A 24,402-nucleotide genomic window follows, 5' to 3' on the forward strand; every position below is an offset into this window, starting at 1 on the left:
TATGATTCTCTGAGGAATATATGAATAAAGTTATTTTTGCAGTTTTAGTATCGAGTGCAATGAGCGCTTCTGTATTAGCCGCTGATATGGGGCACGGTAAAGTTACATTTAAAGGCGCTATTATTACAGCACCTTGTTCAATATCGCCTAATTCTATCGATCAAACTATTGAGTTAGGACAAATTGCAGATTCAACATTAATGGGCGGAGGTAGATCAACCCCACGTACATTTGATGTTTCATTAGAAAACTGCAAATCCGAAAACTTAAAAAGTGGAGTCCAATTGACTTTCAGTGGTGCAGCTGCAGCATTTGATACAACAAATAAGACATTAGGACTTGTCGGTACAGCTTCCGGAGCAGGTGTTCAAATTACTAACCCAGCTGGCCAAGTAATCACACTGGGCAAACCTTCTCCATTCCAAATAATCCAAAATGGCAGCAACACTCTACGTTTTGCCGCATATTTGATTGGTGATGGTGATAAAGCAAAAACAGGTGAATTTAGCTCTATAGCTGATTTTACACTGAACTACGAGTAAACGAATAAATGGCCTGATGAGATAAGGATATCGCTCAGGCTTTTAAAATTCGGTGAGAGGTACGCATGATAAATAAAATGAGAATTATCAAAGGTACATTTGGATTGCATTGTATCGTCTTGGCCTTTTCAGCGAATGCTGGAGCGAGCATCAAAATGCAAGGCTCTATTATTGAAACAGCTTGTTCTATTGATGTTGGAAGCCGAAATCAAACTATTGATATGGGAAGTTTACCTTTAGCCGCCATTCATAGAGATGGCCAAGGACCTGCTCGTACTTTTCATATCCGTTTAGTTAATTGTGTTTTAGCTCGGCAAAACCCCGCTAAGCCAAATTGGCAATACTTTCAAGTCACCTTTGACGGCTCACAATCGCAAGGGTTATTTCAAGTAGATGGCCAGGCGAGCGGTGTTGGACTGCAGATTCAACGCGAAGACGGTGAAATTGCCATCCCAGGAAAAAGTTTATCGCACCAAACACTTTCAATTGGTGAACGCGACCTGTCATACAATTTACGGTTAGTAGCAAATAAAAATGCGTTGATAGCAGGGCAATACTCTAGCCACATACGTTTTAAATTAGATTACGAATAGACCGCATAAGTCGTTGTTCATTTCGGTTATTAAATAAACATCATAGATAAAAATAAGAGAAGGTGGGGCAATGACCTCGGATTTCATTCGCACCCCGTTACTTGGGTGGTTTCATCCAAGTGTAGTGGGGCTATGTATTACACTGGTAGTAAGCTTTGCTGGGCAGGCGAAAGAGATTGAGTTTAATACCGATATTTTGGATGTAAACGACCGAGCTAACATTGACTTGAGCCAGTTTTCAAAATCCGGTTATTTAATGCCAGGTGAATATAGTTTTGCTATTTATGTGAATAAGCAGACGTTACCAGAACAACCTATTTATTACTACACCTCGCCTATAGATGAAGGTGATAGTTTAGTGTGCTTAACGCCAAGTATTGTCGAACAATTTGGTCTGAAACCCGAGGTGATGAGCAAACTGTCATGGTGGCATGAAGGAGAATGTTTGTCACTTGATAGCTTAAAGGGAACCGATGTTAAAGCTGATTTAGCTAGTTCAACATTATATATCAATATGCCGCAAGCATATTTGGAATATACCGCTGAAAATTGGGACCCTCCTGCACGTTGGGAAGATGGCGTATCAGGGATGGTCTTTGATTATAACGTCAATACACAAGTATCACAGCAAACACGCGGTGGCGAGCAAACTAATTACAACACCAGTGGAAATGGCGTAGTTGGAGTAAACCTAGGTGCATGGCGTGCTCGTGCTGATTGGCAAATGCGATTAGATAAACAACAAAGCCAAAGCGTAACACATTCGTTAGATTGGTCTCGTTATTATATTTACCGAGCCATTAAATCTTTGGGTGCAAAATTAACCTTAGGTGAAGATTATCTGGTGTCAGATATTTTCGATAGCTTCCGATTTACGGGAATGAGTTTAATTACCGATATTAATATGCTCCCTCCTAATTTAAGAGGGTATGCTCCTGAAATTAATGGGGTTGCCACTAGTAACGCGACAGTAATAGTGAGCCAGCAAGGCCGTATTATTTATCAAACACAAGTTGCGGCTGGCCCCTTTCGTATTCAGGACTTAAATGATGCCATGTCAGGTGAATTAAATGTTGAAGTTAAAGAACAAGATGGCTCAATCCAAACTTTCACAATAAATACAGCTACGGTCCCTTACCTAACTCGTCCGGGGCAATTACGTTACAAGTTAGCAGTAGGACGTCCTACTGATTGGCAACACCATGTAAATGGTGAAACTTTTGCGAGCGGTGAATTTTCTTGGGGAGTCAACAACGGTTGGTCATTATTTGGTGGCGCAATTGGCGCTGAAAATTATGCTTCTGCAGCACTCGGTATCGGACGTGATTTAATGATGTTTGGAGCATTATCGTTCGATATTACACATGCACGCTCTAATTTAAAAGGAATGACTGATGTTGGAAATAAAACCTATAAAGGTAACTCATACCGCCTAAGTTATTCAAAACACTTTGATGCTTATAACAGCCAAGTAACCTTTGCAGGTTATCGTTTCGCGGAAAAAGGTTTTATGAGTATGTCAGAGTACTTAAATGCGCAAATGAGTGGGGTTCAGCAATATAGCAGCAAAGAAATGTATACCGTTTCATATAACCAACAATTTCCGAGTATCGGATTAAGTGCATATCTTAATTATTATCACCAAACCTATTGGGATCAGCCAGATAATGACCGCTATAGCCTATCTATAGCCAAGTATTTTGACATGGATAAGCTAAAAAATTTAAGCATTAACCTGACGGCGTATCGTAATAGTTATCAAAATACGAACGATGATGGGGTATATGTCTCTTTATCAGTGCCATGGGGAAATTCTGGTTCTCTCAATATGAATAGTAGTTGGAATAAAAATGATAACACTCAAAGGATCGGGTATTACGACCGTTTGGATGAGCGCAGTAATTACCAACTAAGCACAGGGATTTCTCGTACTGGTGCTTTAGTCAGTGGTTTTTATTCTCATCAAGGTGATATTGCATCATTAAATGCAAATGCTACTTATCAACAAAACCGCTACCGCTCTGCTGGATTGTCTTTACAAGGTGGGATCACCGCAATACGAGACGGTGTTGTATTCCACAGAAATAACCAAATGGGGGGAACACGTATTTTTGTCGATACTGATGGCATAGCTGGCATTCCCTTACGAGGGTACGGCGCAACAGTTGACTCTAATCGTTTTGGGCAAGCAATCTTAACTGATGTGAATAGCTATTACCGTAATCAAGTGAGCGTAGACTTAAATGCCCTACCCAATGATGCACAAGTAACACAATCGGTTAAACAAGGAACATTAACGGAAGGTGCTATAGGTTATCGTCAATTTGAAGTCGTTGCTGGTGCAAGTGCCATGGCCATATTACGGCTCGCTGATAACAGTTACCCACCGTTTGGTGCTTTGGTATTTAATCGACGAGGCCAACAGGTAGGAATGATTGGTGATGAAGGAAGCGCCTATTTAACTGGATTAAACCCAAATGATATTTTGCAGATACGTTGGGATGAGAGAACTCAATGTGAAGTGACATTACCGGAAACTTTACCAACAGGAGAAGCATTGTTTTCTAGCTGGTTATTACCGTGTCTCTCTGCTGGTAATAAAAACTCAATCAACACAACCTTCGAGGAAATGAATTGAGTAAATATCAATACAATTACAGGCACTTTTTTCATCAAATATGAAATTGTCAATTCAAGACAACCTACTTTTCTAGTAAATCAATGCGAATGAATAATTTTATTCGTTCGATATTTATGAATGCAGCGTAAATAAAAGACTCTGCTTTTACAGAATGAGAAAATAAATAATGAAATTATTAATGACAAATAAATTATGCCATAAATTATTTGGCTCGGTATTACCCTATTCTTCTATTTGGTTATTAGGAAGCATACTCAGCATAATTGGAGTATCTCCAGTTCAAGCTGCAATAGCACTAGATAGAACACGGGCTATTATTACAGAAAATGATAAATCAATTAGCCTAAACATCAGTAACGAAAATAAACAACTGCCTTATTTAGCGCAAGGGTGGATTGAAAATGAAAAAGGGGAAAAGATCAGCGAACCATTTACAGTTCTTCCCCCAGTTCAGCGACTAGAGCCTAGCGCTAAGAGTCAGGTGAAAATACAATCACTTCCTGGCACAGCTGTGTTACCACAAGACAGAGAGTCGGTGTTTTACTTTAACTTGCGTGAGATCCCACCTAAAAGTGATAAGCCAAACACGTTACAACTCGCATTACAAACACGAATTAAATTGTTCTATCGCCCGAAAACGATTATTCCGACACGTGAACAAATGAACACCCCGTGGCAAGAAAAGCTGACATTAACGCGCAAAGATAACCAATATACAGTGACCAACCCAACGCCTTACTACGTCACTATAGTAGATGCAGCACCGAGCACAGAAGGTAAAACCGTTGATGGCTTTGAACCTATTATGATTGCCCCCAAAAGTAGTCAAACGATAAGTGGAGCAGCTGATGCATTGGGTAACAAGCCAGTTTTAACTTATATCAATGATTACGGCGGGCGCCCGGTACTATCTTTCCAGTGTCAATCTCAGAGTTGTTATGTCGTCCCTTCACAAAAACCTTAAAACGAGACGATATCAATCGCAATTACTGTGTTTGAGTAGGAGAAATCACCATGAATATAGTACTGGAATTAGAACGATATCGTCATGCGTTAGGAGGGATGCTGCTAGTGTTACTAGCCACTACTGTTAACGCCACGGAATTGGACAAAGTGGATAATTGGGATGTAGATGGGGCAAATGGCACTCTATATGTTCACGGAGCTTTAACTGAAAGTGCTTGCCGATTAGCGATGACTTCTGCAAATCAAACAATCGACCTAGGTACAATCGGGACGGGGCAACTTCAGCAAGTCGGGCAATCAGGCCCCCCCATAGCTGTCGTGTTACGTTTGGAAGATTGTTTAAGTGGGGAAAGCCGTAATCGAAACCAATTGGGTGACTTACTTTGGAGCCCCGATATGCCTGCAATGAAAATCCGTTTTTTAGCACCAGCTGATAAACAAAATCCATCTTTAGCGGCAGTTATTGGAGCAAAAGGAATAGCATTAGAATTCAGTGATGCAACTCACTCTCCCATTGCATTAGGGCAGTATAGCTTGCCTCATTTAGTATCACCTGGGCAAAATCAGTTAACGTATTACGTGACTCCAGTGAGAACAACCATGGGGTTAAATGCAGGCGCCTACTCCGCCTTAATTCGATTTCAATTGAATTATGATTAACAGAAAGGCAATGCACATGTCATTAAAAAACAAACAAGAATTCCGCCTTGCCATATTCAAAGGGATGATGGTAATTGGAATATTGTCAGGAGTACTTAATCAAACACAGGCAGATACTGCAAATTTAAATTTAAAACTAACAATTATTACACCCCCCCAGTGCACCATCAGTAATGGTGATGAAATAACGGTTTCATTTGGGCAAGTTCAACAGGGGTTAATAGATGGCGTCAGCTATAAACGTACTCCAATTGACTATAGGTTAGCGTGTACTAGTGTTGCAACAAATGCTTTGAAAATGTCACTTTCTTGGAGTGCGGTGACTTTCAATGGGTTATCAGCTATTCAAACCAATCGTACTAATTTAGGAATAGCAATATACCAAGATGCAACTCGATTAAGTAATGGAGACAGCCTAAATTTCAACCTACTTGGCGCTCATCCCGCATTGTATGCCGTACCAGTCAAACCGACAGGCACTATGTTATCAGACGCGGGGGCATTTTCTGGTGCCATGACCATGACCTTAAATTATCAATAGGATGAAAAAATGAGGGCAAAAATCCACAGCTGGTTATACATGTTTATCACATTCAATATAGTGTCATTTCCAGCATCAGCCGCGTTTACGGTGAATTTTAATGGTACGTTAGTTGTCACACCGCCAGAATGTACAGTTAATGGAGGTTCAACAACCGATGTACAATTTGGCGATGTACATGAAACATTGATTAATAATAGCAGTTATAAACGCACGCCAATTATGTATGCATTAAATTGCACACAGGTATACAACAACGCGCTAAAAATGACCTTAACGTGGAATGCCATCACGTTAAATGGCCAAAATGTAGTGCGCACTAATCGAAGTAATTTAGGAATAGCTATTTATCAAGATAATACTCGCTTGAATAATGGAACATCATTGAACTTCACCTATGGTGGGAGCATGCCCGCATTGTATGCCGTCCCAGTAAAACCAACAGGAACAGTACTCACTGACGGTGGTGAATTTAATGGTGTATTAACGATGGTTGTTGATTACCGCTGAGGAAATCTTTATGAAATTAAATCGGTGCTTAAAGTCAATTTTAACTTTCGTTATTCTGATTAATTCTGGTATGGCATTCGGTATCGGAGCTAATTTATCCGGAAACCTAATAGTAACACCTCCAGAATGTATTTTAAATAATGGACAACAGCAGGCTGTGCATTTTAACGATATTTTATTAACGCGTATCGATGGAATTAACTACCAGCAGACATTGGTATTTAAATTGACATGCACACAGCTGGCGAAGAATGCAATTAAACTTACGATTCAAGGTGATGTAACTAGTTTTAATAGCAATGGAGCGCTCAAAACTAGTCACTCTAAACTGGGTATAGCATTTTATCTAAATGATGTACGCCAAGCAATTAATGAGACTATAAACGTGAATTATACTGCATTACCTACAATTAAAGTGGCCCCCATAAAAAATCTAACTGCGAGCTACAGTAATACGGATGGAGGTGCATTTACTGCGTTAGCAACCCTGAAAGTAGATTATCAATGAGGGACATAATGGGAACATTATTACAAAAAATTTGCTTCTTACGTAACGGGCTAGGAGTAATACTCCTCACTATTGTCTCATGGAACTCACAAGCTAATTGGCTATTTGATGGGACATTGATTATTCCGCCAGTCTGTCAGCTAGGACATGAAGACCCGATCAGAGTTTCTTTTGGGAAGGTGGGAGTGCGAAAAGTTGATGGGCATTTATTTAAGCAAAATATTCCTTATCAACTTAATTGCCAAGGAGATTTAAATCAACCTTGGGATATCACTTTATCTTTTAATGCAACTTTAGCCGGTTCAGGATTTGATAATGCAACATTGCGTACTTCTAGCTTACTGAATGTAAACAAGCTAGGCATCCAAATACAAAAAGATGGTGTACCGCTGGAGTTAAATAAGGCATTTGCTATTGATACAGGGCATTTACCAGTACTATCTGCAGTTCCGATTAAGCGAACTGGCGTTGATTTAGTGGGAGATGATTTTACAGCACAAGGTACATTAGCGATTGCATTTCAATAAATACACCATGGACTAAGAGATGAAAATACAACTAGGCCGCTGGCTTCCTTGGGTAATATTAAGTATATCATTCCCAACATTTGCAGATGACGTACTTTTTGATGGCACGCTGGTAGAGGATGCCTGCGAAGTATACCCAGGGGATGAAAATATTGAACTCGATTTTGGGACTGTAATTGATGAATATCTATATCTCAATACACGTACGCATAGTCAGCCTTTTACTATTCGCTTAATTAATTGTGATTTGGTATTAGGAAAAGAAGTTCAAGTTACCTTTACAGGTAATGAAAGCACAACTTTACCTGGATTATTAGCTTTAAATAATGTAAGTCACGCAAAAGGTATTGCAGTGGGATTAGAATCAGCTAATGGTACGCCAATAAAACTGAACAAAATGAAAGGTCACATTCAAGGATTGCATTCTGGTAATGGTAATAATTTGAATTTTAAAGCATATATTCAAGGTGAGCCTAAAGCACTACAAGAAAAAAATATTATTCTGGGTGATTTCGTAGCTACAACTACTTTTACACTAGAATATGAATAAAATTTTTTTATAAAGATAAATATGGAAAGCAATAATGAATAGACTATTATTTCTGTTTTTTTTATTTTCAGGGCAATGCTTATCGGAAGAACTTACCGAATTGCCTGCAGGCAGTTCATTTATTTACCCTAAACAAATATCAACAAAATGGCTTCATTACACACTTTCAAATTGTATTGGCCCAAGCAATCCACATGCAAACTGTAGAGATAATAATGATATTGTTTTAGATGGTGAAATTGAAATAACGATACGCCTTACCCAGGGTACTTTAAACCAAGCTATTAATAATAGAATTAATGCGACAAATAATTCAACCACTATTTCTCGTCAAGGTAAATTTGACTGGGTAGGAGGTGGATATGGTCTGAGGATTGAATGGACTGAAACAGTACCGGGTTTAATCTGTACACCAAATGATAATGCTAGTTATCAAAAATGTCTAAGTCGATATTTGGGAAATACGTATACTGTGAAACATAACTTTATGACTTCACAAAGTGCAGCTGTGTGGAAACATTTAAGTAAATATCCGCTATGCAATAGAGGCATTCTCTTTCAAAACCAGTTATCTACAACAGGTGTTTCTGATATTTATTCGACAGATTTTGAATCAACATGCACAAAAGGAGGGCCAAATGATATAACTCCTCCAGAATTAGAAGATTCTGCAGTGTGTAGCTTAAATAGTCAAAACTTAAATTTAAATTACTCATCAACAAACTTTAATGTTACTGGCCTCACTCAAAATGTAAATTTAATGATTTCGTGTACCTCGGGTAGTGCAAAAAATTACAAACTTAAGTTGACGGGAAGTAATGTAACAAACGGTCGTCTTAATTTTGGTAATGGAGTTTCTGCCCAAGTATCATTGAATGGTACACAAGTTCAAGCTAATGGAATGGGGATCCAATTAGATAACTTAACGAGTAAATCGATTCCAGTAAGTGCGACTCTAATGGGATCTGCTTCGTCTGCTGGAGTCAGCAATGCAACGGGGGTTTTAATATTGGAGGCTCTATAAATAAAAAGTTTTTGAATTCATGTAACTTTAAAAAATAACAGTTAGTCTTAATCTTTTTTCAATAATAGATGAGCATAAAACATTAATTAATGTGTAAACACCCCAATCACCTTAGACTAAATGATTTTTATTAATAATCTCATGAGCTATTGTGCTAATAAGATTAGCTTATTAGCATACACTACTGATTCATCAATAGTTTTTTAGTATATCAAAAGTTTAAATCAGTATTTGTCTATAAAGGAGCCATCAAAAATGGACAATTAAATTATTATAATTTCATTAAGATAATTTTAAATCAAGAAACGACAAATATAAATAGCATTAACATGTTAATATGTAAATAGAATGAAATAAACTAGCTCGATAAAGGAATATAAATATGGTCATTAATTCGAAAAAAGAAGTTCAACAGCACGAATTGGATATTCAATTTATGACGAGAACTTTAGCTGTTGCAACTGATGCTGCTAAAAAAGGCAATGAACCTTTTGGGGCAATATTAGTGAAAGCTAACCAAATTGTGATGATAGGAGAAAACCATATTCATACCGAGAGCGACCCCACCTATCATGCAGAAATAGGTCTTATACGAAAGTTTTGTTCAGAGCATAAAATTACAGACTTGTCAGAGTATACTCTTTATACTAGCTGTGAACCTTGCTGCATGTGTTCGGGAGCAATGGTTTGGAGCCAATTAGGACGAATGGTTTATAGCCTTTCACATGATGAATTAGCTGAAATTGCGGGCTTTAATATCATGCTCGGCAGTGATGAAATATTCGCAAAAAGCCCATTTAAGCCCACTGTAGTTAAAGGTATTTTAAAAGAACACGCGACTACGATTTATAAACAATATTTTAAACGAAGCTAATAATATTAGGCCTACTGCTGACTTATAATAATAATCTTAGCTCCTAAATACTGTGCTTTTGTAAGCCCTCATTGTAATGCAGTGAGGGCTTTTTATTCTCTACAAAATGGCGCAATCTCACCTTACTATGCGGATAAATTAAACTGTTGCACAGACTGCTGTAGCTCTTGGGTTTGCTGGCTTAATGAATTAGCTGCCGTAGCAACTTGTTCAACTAAAGACGCATTTTGCTGGGTAACGCTATCCATCTGCGTAATAGCGACACCGACTTGTGCAATCCCTTTACTTTGCTCCTCTGAAGCTACCGTAATTTGCTTCATAATAGCAGTGACCTCGTTAATACCTCGCAGGATACTTTCCATCGTTTTTCCCATCTCATTAACTAGCCCCGTTCCTTTTTCCACACAAGCACCTGAACTAGCAATTAACTTTTCAATCTCCATAGCGGCATCTGCACTGTGACTTGCCAATTTACGAACTTCAGCCGCAACCACCATAAAACCTCGACCATGCACACCAGCACGAGCCGCTTCAATAGATGCATTCAAAGCTAAGATATTTGTTTGAAAACTAATGTCATTCATCATGCTGATGATATCTGAGATTTTTTGTGAACTTTGTGAAATTTCACTCATCGTTGTAACGACAGAGTAAACAATTTCATTGCCTTTATTCGCAACCACAGAAGCTTCGCTAGCTAAATGGTTTGCGTGAAGTGTATTTTCCATATTCAACTGAACTGCGGCGGTGATTTGTTCCATACTCGCAGCGGTTTCTTCTAAGGCAGCCGCTTGTTCTTCAGTACGCGATGAAAGGTCATTATTACCATTAGAAATCTCACTCGCCCCCAGATAAATATTCTCACTTCCTTGCCTGATCGAGCCTACTGATTCATGCAGATCTTTTCTCATTTCTTCAAGGATCGGAAATAATCTCCCCACACAGTTGTTACCAAACGGTAGCACTGGCTGGCTTAAATTCCCTTTTGCAATTTCAATAAAGTGCTGTCTCAACACCCCTAATGGCTTTTGCATCATAGTCGCCATATAGCGATCCGTAAAAATGAGCATCAATATTCCTAGTATTGCCGTAATAATCATGACGATACGCGTAATATCCATCACATTATCAACATGTTGCCGAGTATGACTAATCAATGCATCAGCCGTCTGATTAAACTTTTGAATTGAAGCACCAAAAGCGCGGCTCAAAGCAGGAGTAATGTTGTGAGCATGGGCTAAATATTTATTCGGATCATTGTCCATGCTTAGCATAAGTTGAGGTGTTACCCCATCATCGAATAGCGCCTGCCAACTATAAATTACCTGCTCTGATATTTCAGGGTCCATTGGTCCTGGAGAGATAGACTTCATCTGTTCTAAATATTTTTCCATATTCGACAGAGCCTCTTTTACAGGGGCATAATCTACTGTTTTTCCTTCACTTTTACTTTCCATTACCCGAGTCAGTCGTGTGACAAATCGAAAATATTGATCGTTTCCCTGACTAAGTACTGTCATTTGCTGGACTAATTGTCTATCGATATCATTTCCATCTGCAATACGTGATAGTGACCAACCACTGTAAACATTTGTCCCCCCCAAAATCAGGCATAAAATACTTAATAATACGAAGACCGCAGTACGAATTGAGTAATCGCGAAGTTTCTGCATAGAATTTCTCTTTCGGTGAGATAAAATGACGATATTTAACTTTATCGGCGATAAAGAGAATAATTTTAGGGTTAACTGAAGTAGATAATCACAGAATCAGGCTGGGACTAAGTAAAAACACTTATAATTCAAAGGGGTTACTATTTGGTTATGAGAATTATCGAATATCGATATTGGAATTTAATTCCAGAAACTTGATACAAGTCTCAAAATAATACAATCATTGAAAAAACAAACTGATATAAGAAATTATTTATTTTTGTATAAAAAGAGTTAGTGAATAATATTAAAATTACATACAGTTATAAAAAAGGCACAGCAAACCCTCACTGTACCTTTGCAGTTATTCTACAACTTGTATTTTGAAAAATTAACGGTATATCGGTAACAAATTAAACTGCGCTAAAAATTGGCAAATAATGCCAACGACTCCAAAGGCGATAACGGCATAGATTAGCCCTTTTCCGCCCCATACTTTGAATCTAGAATCAGGGAAACGCTCTCTTACTTTTAATGCCATAACTGCCGGGCAAATAATCGCCCAGATACATGCGGCCATACCTGCATATGCAATTGCAATGAGAAAACCATTTGGGAATAACATGCAAAGAACAAGTGGTGGCAAGAAGCATAATAAGGCGGATTTCATTCTACCTGATGGGTTATCTTTAAAGTTTAATGAAGCAAGAATATAATCAAACAACCCAATAGCAACACCTAAAAATGAACAAAATACTGCACTTATTGAAAACCATAGTAAGAATGTCGCAATATTCTTACTATTGAGGACCGCATAAAGCGACTCAATAAACGCATCTAAATTACCACCTTTATTAATAATTGTTAAAAATTCTGTTCTTGGTAAATTCCCCATTGTTCCTAATATCCATAAGAAATAAAGAACAAGGGCTAATACACACCCAATCACACAGCTTTTAACCACTTTCCTTTCATTTTCATGATACAATTTATATAAGCTGCATACATTGCCATGATAACCAAAAGAAGTAATTGCATATGGGATAATAATAAAGATAAAGGGCAATAGTGATGTGTTCCCACCTTCAACTGGTGATGTTAATAACAAATCTGTTTTTACAATGAAAAATAACCCTGAGAAAGCCAAAATAAATAAAACTATTTTAATAAATAAAAATAAAGATGTTAACCGGCTTGCTCCTACCCCACTCCACCAAATACTTGCTCCTAATATCAATGTAAATACAATAAATATTAATCTTAAATTAACATTATAGCCATAAATAGCCGCAGCCTCTTTTATGACTGATCCTGCTGCTGATATATAGGCGTAAATTAATATATAAAGAACAAATATTAGTGCTATATTAGCAATATAGCATGCCCACTTTGGTAATAATTCTTTAGAAATAAAAAAATAATTCGTTCCCGCCCCATACTTAGATATACATTCTAAAATATAAATTCCTGAATGAAACATGAAGAAACAAACGATTAATAAAACAACTACAGAGTTAATAAACCAAGCACCTGCCATAATAGTTGGCAAGCTAAACATCCCTGCCCCTATCATTGCACCGCCTAGCACAAAACCCCCTACCAATATGGAGGGTTCTTTTTTGGCTGCCAAATTATTCATGGTGTTCACCTTAAGAATAAGGATAAGGTTCCCGCATTGCACGGGAACCATAAGAGCGACCTATTATTTGATTGGTTTTAATCTTGCAGTAAAGTGCCTTAATACTGGAGGTTCATATTCAAAATCAAGCCCTTTCAAAGTAGCAAATTTGTCTTTTAACCCAATCAGAGCATCTGCAATGTAATCCATGTGGTCGTTGGTATAAACGCGTCTTGCAATAGTTAACCGCATAAACTCCATATCTGCATGTTTTTGTTTGCCTGTTTCGGGATCGCGCCCTAATAAGAATGAGCCTATTTCAACCGCACGAACACCAGATTCTAAATATAATGCATTAATAACCGCTTGTGCTGGGAACTGGTCGCCAGGAATATGCGGTACTAGTTTCTTACAATCCACAAATACCGCATGACCACCAGTAGGGTATTGAATTGAAATCCCTCCCTCACGTAAACGGTCTCCTAAATATTTAACTTGACCGATACGATAGTGTAAATATTCTTCCCCAGCCCCTTCTTCAAGGCCTTGAACCATGGCAGCCATATCACGACCAGCAAGACCGCCATAAGTAACAAACCCTTCCATTGGTACACAGCGCTGTCTAGCTAACGTAAATATCTTTTCATCATTCTTAATACAAACTAATCCACCAATATTCAATAATGGGTCTTTCTTAGCTGACATAGTTAATGCATCAGCATATTTGTACATATCCAGAATAATTTCTTTAATTGTTGAATTTTTATATTTAGGATCACGTTCTTTTATAAAATACGCATTTTCACAGAAACGCGCTGAATCCATAACAACAAAGATATTATGTTGTTTTGCTATTTCATAGACTTCTTTTAAGTTAGCCATTGATACTGGCTGGCCGCCGGCACTATTACAAGTAATAGTAGATACAATCGCCACAACATTTTCAGCGCCATGTTGTGCAATGTTATCCTTTAATTTTTGAATATCAAAGTTACCTTTCCAGTCATCATAGGTATCTGAGTCATAAGCTTTTTCTGTAACAATATTAACTGCTTTACAGCCATTTAATTCAACATGAGCAGCGGTAGTATCAAAATGGAAATTAGAAATAAAGACAGGTTTTTTAGCACCACCTTGTTCCTGTTTTACTTTCAATAATACAGGAAATAACATGTTTTCAGCACCACGACCTTGGTGAGCAGGGATCACATAGTCATAATCGAACATCTCTTTAACTTTATCTTTTAAATCATAATAGTTACGAGATCCTGCATAGGCTTCATCACCAGTGATCATTGCTGCCCATTGATGATCACTCATGGCATTAGTACCTGAGTCGGTCAATAAATCAATATACACAGCACTGCTTGGTAGCAAGAATGGATTGTATCCAGCTTCTTTTAACGCAGCTTCACGCTCTTCTCTACTTGGAATACGGATATTTTCTACCATTTTAATACGGAATGGTTCTACAATTCTTTTAGCCATGATAATACCTTTAATTTTTCATTAAATAATAAATACAAAGGATCGTACTTATAAAAAATAAGCTATAACGAAACTTTTAGTTTAGAAAAACAAAAAAGGTTATTTATTTGGGAAAAAGAAGGCTAAAGAAATATCAATATTGAACCATTTCTTCATATAGAAGAAATGCCTTGATATGAGAGACTTGCTTAACGAAAACATACTATGACTCCTATCAAAAAGGAATTAGTACAACCAACAGCATCATATATATAACAGTTAAAAATATAAAGTAATAGAGATTGTCATATAATTATACCTATATCACATAATCATTAGATAATGCTAAGACAAATTGACTCAAGTCACACATTTAATTTTATTCGTTATTTTTTATAAGCTTGTAAATATTAAAACATAAAAAAAACAAAAAATAATTATTATTCATATCTGTAATTTAATAATTATAAAGAGTAATTTGGCTTTATTTAAATAACACTTAACAAAAATAAAATGGGTAAAGTATGATTAGAATACTTTACCTATGATTCAAATAATTAACAATTACTGAGCATCTTTCCCATATTTAGGAGATCTAGGCCCATATAATATACCATTAGGCGTACCTGCAGATAATAACCTTGCACTTGTTATACCTGCAATTGTGTAACTTTTATCTGTCATGGTATCAACAATTTGATTAACAACCGCCGAAACTAAAACACCAATAATGCCATTGGAAGAAGAGTTATTTTCAGCACTCGATGCAGATGCCGAACCGCTCCATAATAATGCCCCTGTCCTCGCATCAACAAGTTTTGCATCCGCTGTGACACGTGTATCACTGGAAATAACCTGATAGCTAGTACCGTACTCTGTTATATTAAGATATAACACAGCATCATTACCGAAAATTTCTCGGGTTTTGGCGGGCGGAACAGATTGGATATCCCCTGCGTTTATTAAACCATTTTGCTTAAATGTTTCTTCCACTACCGCTACAGGAAAAACATAGTAGCCAGCCTCCGCTAAAGGCAGGGCTGTTTGTGATAATAAACCATGACTAGCCTGTACTTCTGGAGAGCTATTCTGAGGTAATAACACTAAAATGCTTTTTGGCTTACTTTGATTAAACGCAGTATAATCAACTTTTGTTGGCTGTGCACAACCAGTTAATAACCAAGCCATCACCAGCCCACTGAGTATGAATAAACGCCTCATTTTGCTTTCCCTTTATTTTTCATTAGAAAATCCATATACGCCGCAGATTCTGGATATAATTCTTTTTCAGCGTTGAACTCTTGCATTGCAAGGTCGATGGCTCCGGTTGTGGAATACAATAACCCTAAATGGGCGTGTAACCCCGGAGGGGTAGCAAGACCGTTTGCCTTACTCATTTCAAGGTTTTTTTTCAATGCTTGAATTTGTTCTTGAGGGCCAGTATCTGTTTGCTGGTAATATTGATAAATTGTAGTTTGATAACCATCCCAGTTATATAATGGTTTTGGCTCGTTAGCACAACCATTTAATAAAATGGCTCCAGCAAAAATAAGAAGTAATTTAAATTTCATCATATTCCCTTATTTAGCTGGCTGCCATGCACCACTTTCAATACCAACTACGAGATCATTCACCGCTTCCCTTATTGCTAAATCTAGCACCTTACCGTTTAGCGTAGAGTCATAACTTGCAGTTCCACCAAAACCGACAATTTCCCTATTTGATAATTCATACTCGCCTGCTCCCTGAGCTGAGAATACCACCTCGGAAGTTTGGACATTCACAACATTTAAATTAACTTTTGCATATGCGACTTGTGATTTACCACGGCCTAAAATACCAAATAGCTGTCTATCACCGACTTCTTTTCGACCAAATTCAGTGACATCACCGGTAATAACATATGTTGCGCCTTTTAATTGCTGGGACTGGCCTTTAATTCCAGCTTCTTCTTTTAACTCTTGCATATTAGCCCGGTCTAATACATTAAAGCGCCCAGTTTGCTGAAGATGCGTCATTAAAATTGTTTTTGACTGATTACCTAAGCGGTCAACGCCATCTGAAAAAATGCCATTCATATAACTCGAACGGTTATCAAATTTGCCAATTGATATTGGGCTTTTAGGACCCGAGTAATTAGTATTATAAGTCGCAACTTTCTCTACTGCTAAAGAACGGGAAGATTCCTTTGCACAACCACTTAATAATGCACTAGCAATAAAAATAGATGCGATGCTGATTTTAGATATATTCATTTAGCTGTCTCAATTAAAATTTAATTAGAATTAATTATTGCAGCTTTATTTTGCATCAAATATAAAACAGGGTCTAGTCAATATCACCTATTCAGTGATTTTATCTTTATTTCTATTTCATCCAATTGATAATATTCATAAAGTAACTCAGGTTTATTAGATGAAATCAACTGTTTGATTAAAAAATGGAGGTAACATAAATTATTTAATCAGTAATCTTTAATGATGTAATATTTCATATCATCACTATTATTCTATCCCAATAAAAACATCCAACTAAATTATTCTAAATTATCTACCATTTATATAGCCAAATGGTAGATAATAATATAACCAATCACTGTTGTTTATTTTTCACTCAAATAGTAGATTATTATAAACATGCAGCTAACCAAAGTATAAAAAACAATCACATTCTATATATCGTTAGCTTATTTCCTTGTCGTACATCATAGCTCTTTTAATTTAACCCAATATATTACTTTATTGGTAGGGTTTGTATGAATTTGCAATAGATCATGACCAAAAAAGGATAAGAGGAATCTTATCCTTTTTTATTAACTATATTATTAATAATATATTACAATAGCATTAATGTACTGATTGATAAGAAACAGATGCACCTTTTTCTATGGTGCTTTCATCTGAATAAATACTGCCTATATCAATAAAAGACTGGTCGCTATCATTATAGACTTTGTTATACAGTGATAATTCCGGACGATGACGCAGCGTTTTTGTCGTTAAATCCATCATTAGATATTGCTGAGAACCCCTAACCCACTCTGAAACAATGACACCTTTATGACCAACTTTTAGCTCATGCATATTATTATAACCATTTTCGGCGATCAGTTCGAAAGTCCCATTGGTATGAAATTGCATTAAAGAAAATAACCGGCGAGAAGGCTCTTGAGCAATAACAAAAATATCACCATTAAGATTTTGTGCTGCTTCATTAATGCGAACAGGTAACCATTTACTACTAACCACCTGTTTCGTTGGTATATCCATAATAACCTCAAGTGACCCCATCTGATTACCGTAGCTGTACCACATCACCACTTTATCTCGATACGTTGCATAGGAAAAATTTGAATTACCTTCAATTTCCTCAGGAAATAACGACTTGGCTAAATTTCTCACATTCATAAAGTGTTCCCAAGTTATACCTTTATCTTGGCTGATAAAGATATTCTCATTACTCGCAACAATATATGCAGGTAGGCCTTTAGATTGGTAGATTTTCCCCGTGATCAACGCAGAGAATAACTCTCCAGATTTATCTTGCCAAGGTATTAACTCACTGATTGAGAAATCAATTAAATTAATTTTTCGGTAGCCATCTCTTAAAATAATTAAACACTCTTTTCTTTCACAGACTGCATTGTAAAAACTATCATCAGCACGAGTAATAAAACGCACACCTTGGTTATCTGCAAACAAAACTTGATAGCTATACTCACTAAAATTTGTATAGTTGTTATACAACGAATAATAGTAACTTTGGTTATTACTTTTTTGAGCAATAATCAACATGCCATTCTCAGCAGGAAAAGTAGTCGCCCAGTCATAATTTGCGATAACAGGCCCATTTTCATTATGTTTTTCCCACTGCCAATCAACTGTACCATCACGCACAAATACGAATACAATAAAAATAAAACTTAGCGCAAAAGCCAACGTTAATAAGATAAAATGCCTACTGAGAAATGGATTCATGACCGAACCTCCGTGACATAATCAGTTTTGCCTTGCTGTCGACGTAAATGCTTCAATAAATACTGAGCTTGATAATACGCATTACCGCGCTTAGATATTTTAAAATAGACCGCCACACACAAACCGATAAGAAAACTAATTCCCAACACAATTGAAACTGCAAAACTGATATATAACCCACCCGTATCAACAAGATTTATCCAATCCCAGTAGTCCCAGTACCCTCCTTTTTCCATAGTTTCAGCAATAGATAGTCCGAGAGCCATTAATACTAAGAAAATAAGAATCAAACCAGTGAATCCCCATAAGCCGTAATAAAACCCTCGTTCTTGGGGCGCACCTTTACCAATAAGGCTATATGCTAAACCATCTTGATGATTGTAGATGCCAAAGACGACTTGCTCTTTTGAGTTCTCTTGGAGATTTTTATGATAAACCTCAAGCTCATCCCCTTGAGCGATAAACAAACTATGGTTATTAAAGAGTGGCTCATTCGCCGACACTAAGACATCCAGATGTTCTTTATTTATTTGTAAGCTGATTTGATTAAGCTTTTGTTCTGTATCTCCTGCTGCAATGGTGACACTGAGGTTAGCAGTAATATTGGTTTTACCACGCGTAGAAGATAAAGAGGTTTGCTCTATGCCAATATTAGTGGCTTTATGTAATTTGGCAGGCTTAGTTTTCGTTTTTTTTATACCTAAAATATCAATTTGCTGGTCTTGGCCATTAGTTTTATATTGTTCATCAATGACTAAATCCAGTGCCTTCAAAATTAATTTACGCTTCGAACTTAAAATATGTTTTATTTCTGCAAGCACTAACACAAATAATACAATACCAGTAAAAGCTGCGCAGCCTAACACTGCCACAAGTATTATCATTAAAAAATTATCATCAGCTTCAATAAAACAGTAATACACTGCAGGTATTAGTGCCATTAAAAACAATGAAATTAAAAATTGTATTCCAAGCTTACGAGTAAAACCGACCGTTCTATCTGGCTCTAAGCGTCCTTTGGTTTCATGGTATACCCAGTTTACCCAATAACTGCCATCATTCATCTGTTCTGCACAAATAATCAGTACATCACCCTTTTTCAACCTATCCAAAAATATTTGGCTGTTTTTAAAGTCATCTTGATTGAAAAAAAACACTTTATCTGATGCTAACAACCTCACCATACCTATCGGGGTGACATTTTTATAATCACACTGTGTTAAAGTCGTTTGAAAATACTGAACGCCCATAAATGATGCCTATTTGTTATAGTAAATTTAACATTATGATATTAAATAAAGGTATATTGCCCTAGAAAAACTTACACTATAATAAAATAATTCAGACAATGACGAGCATCTGTAAATAACAATTACTCGGGGCCTTCCCCTATAAATAGGCGACTCCTACTAGTAAAGCCAATAATTACTGATAAACTTGCATTCAATACAAAATTGGTGGGTAAAATGTAGCAAGAGCGCCATTTTCTCCCTTCTTCTAACAATAATTTTGAATAAAAGCGATGACATCACAACCTGCATACAAGCAAATTCAGTCTTACATTTTACGCAGTATTGATTTAGGGGTTTTTAAGCCAGAAACTCAAATCCCTACCGAACTTGAACTCTGTGCACAGTTCAATGTAAGCCGTATGACGGTAAATAAAGCTATTTCAGAATTAAGTCAGAAAGGTATTCTAAATCGTATTGCAGGAAAGGGCACTTTTGTTGCAACTCAAAAACATGAGCTTCCTGTTACCAAGGCGTTTGATATTTTTGATGAAATATCTGTAAGTGGTAATAAATATAGTGGTCACCAGTTGCAACTGAAAGTCATCCTTGCTTCCGCAGAAATTGCATTACAACTTGGTATTACAGAAGGAAGTGAAGTCGGATATTGTAAAGTGCTCCACTTTGAAAATGATATCCCTTTAATGTTAGAAGAACGCTACGTGAACCATGCTATTGCACCTGAATTTGTAAAACAAAAATACGGCGATACGGAAACACCAAGCGGCTATTTACAACGCCATTTTCCTGTCAGTGAAATGGAACATACCATTGAAGCGGCACTTGCGACAAAATCAATTGCACAATCGTTATCAGTAAAAGAAAATTCCCCTTGTTTACAACTCAGTCGACGCACTTGGACTGGCAATACATTAATTAGCTACGTCAACATGACCTCTGCAGGCTCTCGTTATAAATTAAAATTACATACCCGTATTGATAATAATCTATAAAAAAATGGGGCAATAATGCCCCAAAACGACTGATAAAAATAAAAAAACATCAAGCACATCTACATCACAAACAATAATTTCCCCCTTACATTCCTTGGTAAATTGGCCCCTCTCCCCCTTGTGGTGCAGTCCAAGTTATATTTTGTAATGGGTCTTTAATATCGCAAGCCTTACAATGTAGGCAGTTTTGCGCATTAATTTGCAGTTTTTCTTGGTTAATTTCCCCCAAGACTTCATATACACCTGCGGGGCAATAACGCGTTTCTGGAGCCGCATATTTAGCTAAATTAATTTGGATTGGCACTGTGATATCCGCCAATTTTAAATGGCAAGGCTGGTCTTCTTCATGGTTAGTATTTGATAAAAATACAGATGAAGCCTTATCAAAAGTCAGCACACCATCCGGTTTTGGATATATTATTGGTTGAAATTTACTCGCTTCTTTTATATTTTCATGATCAGCTTGCTTGAGCTTCAGTGTCCAAGGGCTTTTCCCCTTCAACAGTAGCTGTTCAGCCCCAAATAACATTGAGCCAATAACTAACCCTTTTTTCATATATGGCTTAAAATTGCGTGTTTGATAAAGTTCTTGATATAGCCAACTATCCTCAAATAGCTGGCGAAATAATGATTTAAATCGCGAATAATCTACCGTTTCATGATGTAAAGAACCAAACAATGCCTCAGCTGCTAATGACCCACTTTTAACTGCACAATGAGTTCCTTTTATGCGTGCAGCATTTAAAAAGCCTGCATCATCACCAATTAATGCACCACCAGGAAAACTTAGCTCAGGTAATGCAGCAAGGCCTCCTGCTACCATACTTCTTGCTCCGTAGCTAATCCGTTTACCACCAGACAAAAAACCACTAAAAGCAGGATGCGTTTTTAAACGCTGAAACTCTTCAAAGGGAGATAAATATGGGTTTTCATAATTCAGACCAACAACTAATCCAACAGCCACGAGGTCTTCACCGTAATGGTAAGCAAAACCACCTCCATAAGTGTGATTATCTAATGGCCACCCTACTGAATGGATCACAACCCCTGGCTGATGCTGTTCTTTTGGGATCTGCCAAATTTCTTTGATCCCTAACCCATAAGTTTGCTTACCGCTGTTTGCAGCTAAATCAAAACGTTCAATTAATTGTTTACCTAGTTGCCCCCGACACCCTTCGGCAAAAAAGGTCATTTTAGCAACTAAATTCATCCCAGCTTGGTACATCGCGGTGGGCGAGCCAGCTTTATCTAATCCCATATCCCCTGTCGTCACGCCAATCACGCTTCCTGCGTCATCAAATAGCACCTCAGTAGCCGCAAACCCAGCGAAAACATCTACACCTAACGCCTCTGCTTCAACCGCCAAAGCCGCGCTAATTTGACCTAGACTCCCAATTAAATTGCCATTATTTTTTAAACTACTTGGTAATAAAGATAATGGTAACTGATTGAATTTATTTTCTTTTAGCCATAAAAAACGGTCTTGGGTTACTGCAGTTAAAGGGGCTGTTACCTTTTGCTGCCAATCTGGTAGTAATTCATCTAAAGCGCGAGGGTCAATTACGGCTCCTGATAAAATATGCGCCCCTATTTCTACCCCTTTATCAATTAAACAAACGGAGAGCTCAGCCCCTTTTTCTGCGGCTAGCTGTTTTAAACGAATTGCTGCCGATAACCCTGCAGGCCCACCACCGACAATCAGGACATCGAACTCCATCGATTCCCGCTCGGGAGCCTCGTTTATATTCTCAATGTTGTCGATAGCCATATGCCCTCTCTTACGCCAATGCTTTATCAAATTCAGGTAAGATCTCAAATAGATCGCCAACAATGCCATAATCCGCCACTTGGAAAATAGGCGCGTCAGGATCGCTATTAATGGCGACGATCACTTTACTTTCTTTCATACCTGCAACATGTTGAATTGCGCCAGAAATTCCAACTGCGATATACAAATCGGGCGCCACAATTTTCCCTGTTTGCCCAACCTGATAATCGTTAGGAACATAACCGGCATCGACTGCCGCGCGCGAAGCCCCTACTGCGGCACCCAGTTTGTCAGCAATGGTTTCTAATAAAGCAAAATTCTCACCAGAACTTAAACCGCGACCACCAGAAATCACGACTTTAGCGGAACTCAATTCTGCACGGCTTACTTGCGTTAACGATTGGCTCTTTAATAGTGCTCGCTGGGGGAGTTGTGCAAGGGTAACATTTTCAATTTGAGCGCTATTTTGCGTTTCTTTTGCGCCAGAAAATGCAGAGCTTCGCACGGTGATCACGACTTGTTGACCATTATTCTGCACTGTTGCCAATGCATTCCCCGCATAAATAGGACGAATGAATGTTTGTGAGTCAATGACTTGAGTAATATCTGAAATTTGAGCAACACCTAGTGTTGCGGCGACACGCGGAGCAATATTTTTCCCAAATGTTGTCGCAGGAAACAACAAATGTGTATAGCCTTTAGCAACCGCAACAATCGCACTGGTGATTGGCTCAGCTAATTGCCCTTCAAGCTCATCAGATTGAATTTCTAGAACTTTATTAACACCTTTGATGCTCGCAGCTAATTGAGCAACTGAAGCTGTCTGGCTCCCAGCAACGAATAAGTGTAGTTCACCACCAGCAGCAAGAATTTCATGAGCAGCGGTAATATTATGATAAGTTGATGATTTTATTGTTTGATTATCATGTTCGACAATCACTAACACTGATGTTTGGCTCATATTCATTTCCCTCTGTTAAATCACTTCTTTCGCTTGCAGTTCACTGACTAATGCGGTTGCACTACTTAGTAATGTACATTGCCCAACACGCTTTTTCGGCTCACTGACCTTGAGCGTTTTAACTTGCCCCAATGGTGAAAAATTCATATCAGCAATATCAATGATATCTAGAGGTTTTTTCTTTGCTTTCATAATATTAGGTAAAGTTGCATAGCGAGGTTCATTTAACCGTAAGTCTGTTGTCACGACTGCTGGCAATGGCATTTCTAACGTTTCTAACCCCCCATCAATTTCCCGTGTCACTTGCAGTGTTCCACCGTCGATTTTAATTTGTGAAGCAAATGTCGCTTGTGGGTAATCTAATAATGCCGATAACATTTGACCTGTTTGGTTACAGTCATCATCAATTGCCTGTTTACCTAACAAAATCAGGTCAGCTTGTTCTTTATCGACAATTTGTTGTAGTAAGCGAGCAATATCCAACGGCTCTAACGCTAACTCTGCGGGTCGCTGAATTAAAATGGCGCGGTCGGCACCAATTGCCATCGCACTACGCAGCGTTTCTTGGTAACTAATATCCCCCACAGAAACAGCGATCACTTCAGTCGCTTTGCCGGATTCTTTTAAACGTACTGCTTCTTCTACAGCAATTTCATCAAATGGGTTAATTGCCATTTTGACATTAGCCAATTCCACCCCAGAGCCATCAGCTTTAACTCTCACTTTAACGTTATGGTCAATCACTCGCTTCACTGCGACTAAAATTTTCATCGTAACTCCT

Annotated in this window: 24 protein-coding genes; 13 read left to right on the forward strand and 11 right to left on the reverse strand. The window is 37.7% G+C overall.

Annotated features, from left to right (window positions below; genetic code table 11):
- The first annotated feature begins 20 nt into the window (after nt 1–20).
- From ABE954_RS18615 to ABE954_RS18670, 12 genes are all read left to right on the forward strand, one after another.
- Nucleotides 21–542, forward strand: a complete 522-nt coding sequence (locus ABE954_RS18615) for a fimbrial protein (RefSeq protein WP_042846276.1) — start codon at nt 21–23, stop codon at nt 540–542.
- Between the two features lie 65 nt (nt 543–607).
- On the forward strand, nt 608–1,135 hold the full coding sequence (locus tag ABE954_RS18620; protein ID WP_155405707.1) for a fimbrial protein: 528 nt from the start codon (nt 608–610) through the stop codon (nt 1,133–1,135).
- Between the two features lie 70 nt (nt 1,136–1,205).
- Entirely contained in the window at nt 1,206–3,773 is a 2,568-nt protein-coding gene (locus ABE954_RS18625) for an outer membrane usher protein (protein WP_371025654.1), read from the forward strand.
- Between the two features lie 181 nt (nt 3,774–3,954).
- Nucleotides 3,955–4,740 carry a fimbria/pilus periplasmic chaperone gene (locus tag ABE954_RS18630; protein ID WP_042846414.1) on the forward strand — a complete coding sequence of 262 codons (786 nt, stop codon included), beginning with the start codon at nt 3,955–3,957 and terminating at the stop codon, nt 4,738–4,740.
- Between the two features lie 50 nt (nt 4,741–4,790).
- Nucleotides 4,791–5,402, forward strand: coding sequence for a fimbrial protein (locus tag ABE954_RS18635; protein ID WP_129466439.1), 612 nt, complete (start codon nt 4,791–4,793; stop codon nt 5,400–5,402).
- A gap of 16 nt (nt 5,403–5,418) precedes the next feature.
- Nucleotides 5,419–5,943: a fimbrial protein gene (locus tag ABE954_RS18640; protein WP_225833058.1), complete on the forward strand. Its 525-nt coding sequence runs from the start codon at nt 5,419–5,421 to the stop codon at nt 5,941–5,943.
- A 9-nt stretch (nt 5,944–5,952) separates the two neighbouring features.
- The gene (locus ABE954_RS18645) at nt 5,953–6,453 is read left to right on the forward strand and encodes a fimbrial protein (RefSeq protein WP_129466440.1); all 501 of its coding nucleotides are present in this window, start codon (nt 5,953–5,955) and stop codon (nt 6,451–6,453) included.
- Between the two features lie 10 nt (nt 6,454–6,463).
- A complete protein-coding gene (locus ABE954_RS18650; RefSeq protein WP_042846282.1) occupies nt 6,464–6,961 on the forward strand; it encodes a fimbrial protein in 498 nt (165 codons plus the stop codon).
- Between the two features lie 8 nt (nt 6,962–6,969).
- The gene (locus tag ABE954_RS18655) at nt 6,970–7,488 is read left to right on the forward strand and encodes a fimbrial protein (protein WP_042846284.1); all 519 of its coding nucleotides are present in this window, start codon (nt 6,970–6,972) and stop codon (nt 7,486–7,488) included.
- Nucleotides 7,489–7,507: 19 nt separating this feature from the next.
- Nucleotides 7,508–8,038, forward strand: a complete 531-nt coding sequence (locus ABE954_RS18660) for a fimbrial protein (protein WP_166686615.1) — start codon at nt 7,508–7,510, stop codon at nt 8,036–8,038.
- Between the two features lie 34 nt (nt 8,039–8,072).
- Nucleotides 8,073–9,062, forward strand: coding sequence for a hypothetical protein (locus ABE954_RS18665; RefSeq protein ID WP_042846286.1), 990 nt, complete (start codon nt 8,073–8,075; stop codon nt 9,060–9,062).
- A gap of 382 nt (nt 9,063–9,444) precedes the next feature.
- On the forward strand, nt 9,445–9,936 hold the full coding sequence (locus ABE954_RS18670; RefSeq protein ID WP_048606135.1) for a nucleoside deaminase: 492 nt from the start codon (nt 9,445–9,447) through the stop codon (nt 9,934–9,936).
- A gap of 125 nt (nt 9,937–10,061) precedes the next feature.
- Here ABE954_RS18670 and ABE954_RS18675 read toward each other — a convergent pair whose 3' ends face one another.
- From ABE954_RS18675 to ABE954_RS18710, 8 genes are all read right to left on the reverse strand, one after another.
- Nucleotides 10,062–11,609 (reverse strand): methyl-accepting chemotaxis protein, encoded by a 1,548-nt coding sequence (locus tag ABE954_RS18675; protein WP_129466444.1) that lies wholly within the window; start codon nt 11,607–11,609, stop codon nt 10,062–10,064.
- Between the two features lie 370 nt (nt 11,610–11,979).
- Nucleotides 11,980–13,227, reverse strand: a complete 1,248-nt coding sequence (locus ABE954_RS18680) for an aromatic amino acid transporter (protein WP_048606131.1) — start codon at nt 13,225–13,227, stop codon at nt 11,980–11,982.
- 63 nt (nt 13,228–13,290) lie between these two features.
- Nucleotides 13,291–14,694, reverse strand: coding sequence for a tryptophanase (locus tag ABE954_RS18685; protein ID WP_042846291.1), 1,404 nt, complete (start codon nt 14,692–14,694; stop codon nt 13,291–13,293).
- 543 nt (nt 14,695–15,237) lie between these two features.
- A complete protein-coding gene (locus ABE954_RS18690; RefSeq protein WP_042846292.1) occupies nt 15,238–15,894 on the reverse strand; it encodes a DUF799 domain-containing protein in 657 nt (218 codons plus the stop codon).
- On the reverse strand, nt 15,891–16,244 hold the full coding sequence (locus ABE954_RS18695) for a DUF4810 domain-containing protein (protein WP_173424815.1): 354 nt from the start codon (nt 16,242–16,244) through the stop codon (nt 15,891–15,893). Before ABE954_RS18695 ends, ABE954_RS18690 begins: the two co-directional genes overlap by 4 nt.
- Nucleotides 16,245–16,253: 9 nt before the next feature.
- The gene (locus ABE954_RS18700; protein WP_042846294.1) at nt 16,254–16,928 is read right to left on the reverse strand and encodes a CsgG/HfaB family protein; all 675 of its coding nucleotides are present in this window, start codon (nt 16,926–16,928) and stop codon (nt 16,254–16,256) included.
- 591 nt (nt 16,929–17,519) lie between these two features.
- Nucleotides 17,520–18,650, reverse strand: a complete 1,131-nt coding sequence (locus ABE954_RS18705) for a hypothetical protein (RefSeq protein ID WP_048606129.1) — start codon at nt 18,648–18,650, stop codon at nt 17,520–17,522.
- Nucleotides 18,647–19,900 (reverse strand): hypothetical protein, encoded by a 1,254-nt coding sequence (locus ABE954_RS18710; protein WP_048606127.1) that lies wholly within the window; start codon nt 19,898–19,900, stop codon nt 18,647–18,649. Before ABE954_RS18710 ends, ABE954_RS18705 begins: the two co-directional genes overlap by 4 nt.
- Before the next feature lie 272 nt (nt 19,901–20,172).
- On the opposite strand from ABE954_RS18710, the gene ABE954_RS18715 reads away from it, so the two are divergent.
- A complete protein-coding gene (locus tag ABE954_RS18715) occupies nt 20,173–20,892 on the forward strand; it encodes a UTRA domain-containing protein (protein WP_042846298.1) in 720 nt (239 codons plus the stop codon).
- A gap of 85 nt (nt 20,893–20,977) precedes the next feature.
- Here the strand turns inward: ABE954_RS18715 and ABE954_RS18720 are convergent, their stop codons facing one another.
- Genes ABE954_RS18720 through ABE954_RS18730 form a run of 3 tightly spaced genes read right to left on the reverse strand, consistent with a single transcriptional unit; the run spans nt 20,978 to nt 24,392 of the window.
- Nucleotides 20,978–22,660, reverse strand: a complete 1,683-nt coding sequence (locus ABE954_RS18720) for an electron transfer flavoprotein-ubiquinone oxidoreductase (protein ID WP_042846300.1) — start codon at nt 22,658–22,660, stop codon at nt 20,978–20,980.
- Nucleotides 22,661–22,670: 10 nt separating this feature from the next.
- Nucleotides 22,671–23,621, reverse strand: a complete 951-nt coding sequence (locus ABE954_RS18725) for an electron transfer flavoprotein subunit alpha/FixB family protein (protein WP_048606123.1) — start codon at nt 23,619–23,621, stop codon at nt 22,671–22,673.
- A 15-nt stretch (nt 23,622–23,636) separates the two neighbouring features.
- Nucleotides 23,637–24,392, reverse strand: coding sequence for an electron transfer flavoprotein subunit beta/FixA family protein (locus ABE954_RS18730; protein ID WP_042846303.1), 756 nt, complete (start codon nt 24,390–24,392; stop codon nt 23,637–23,639).
- Nucleotides 24,393–24,402: the final 10 nt, after the last annotated feature.

This window comes from Providencia sp. TYF-12, from assembly GCF_041344805.1.
In the GTDB taxonomy this organism is placed as follows: domain Bacteria; phylum Pseudomonadota; class Gammaproteobacteria; order Enterobacterales; family Enterobacteriaceae; genus Providencia; species Providencia huashanensis.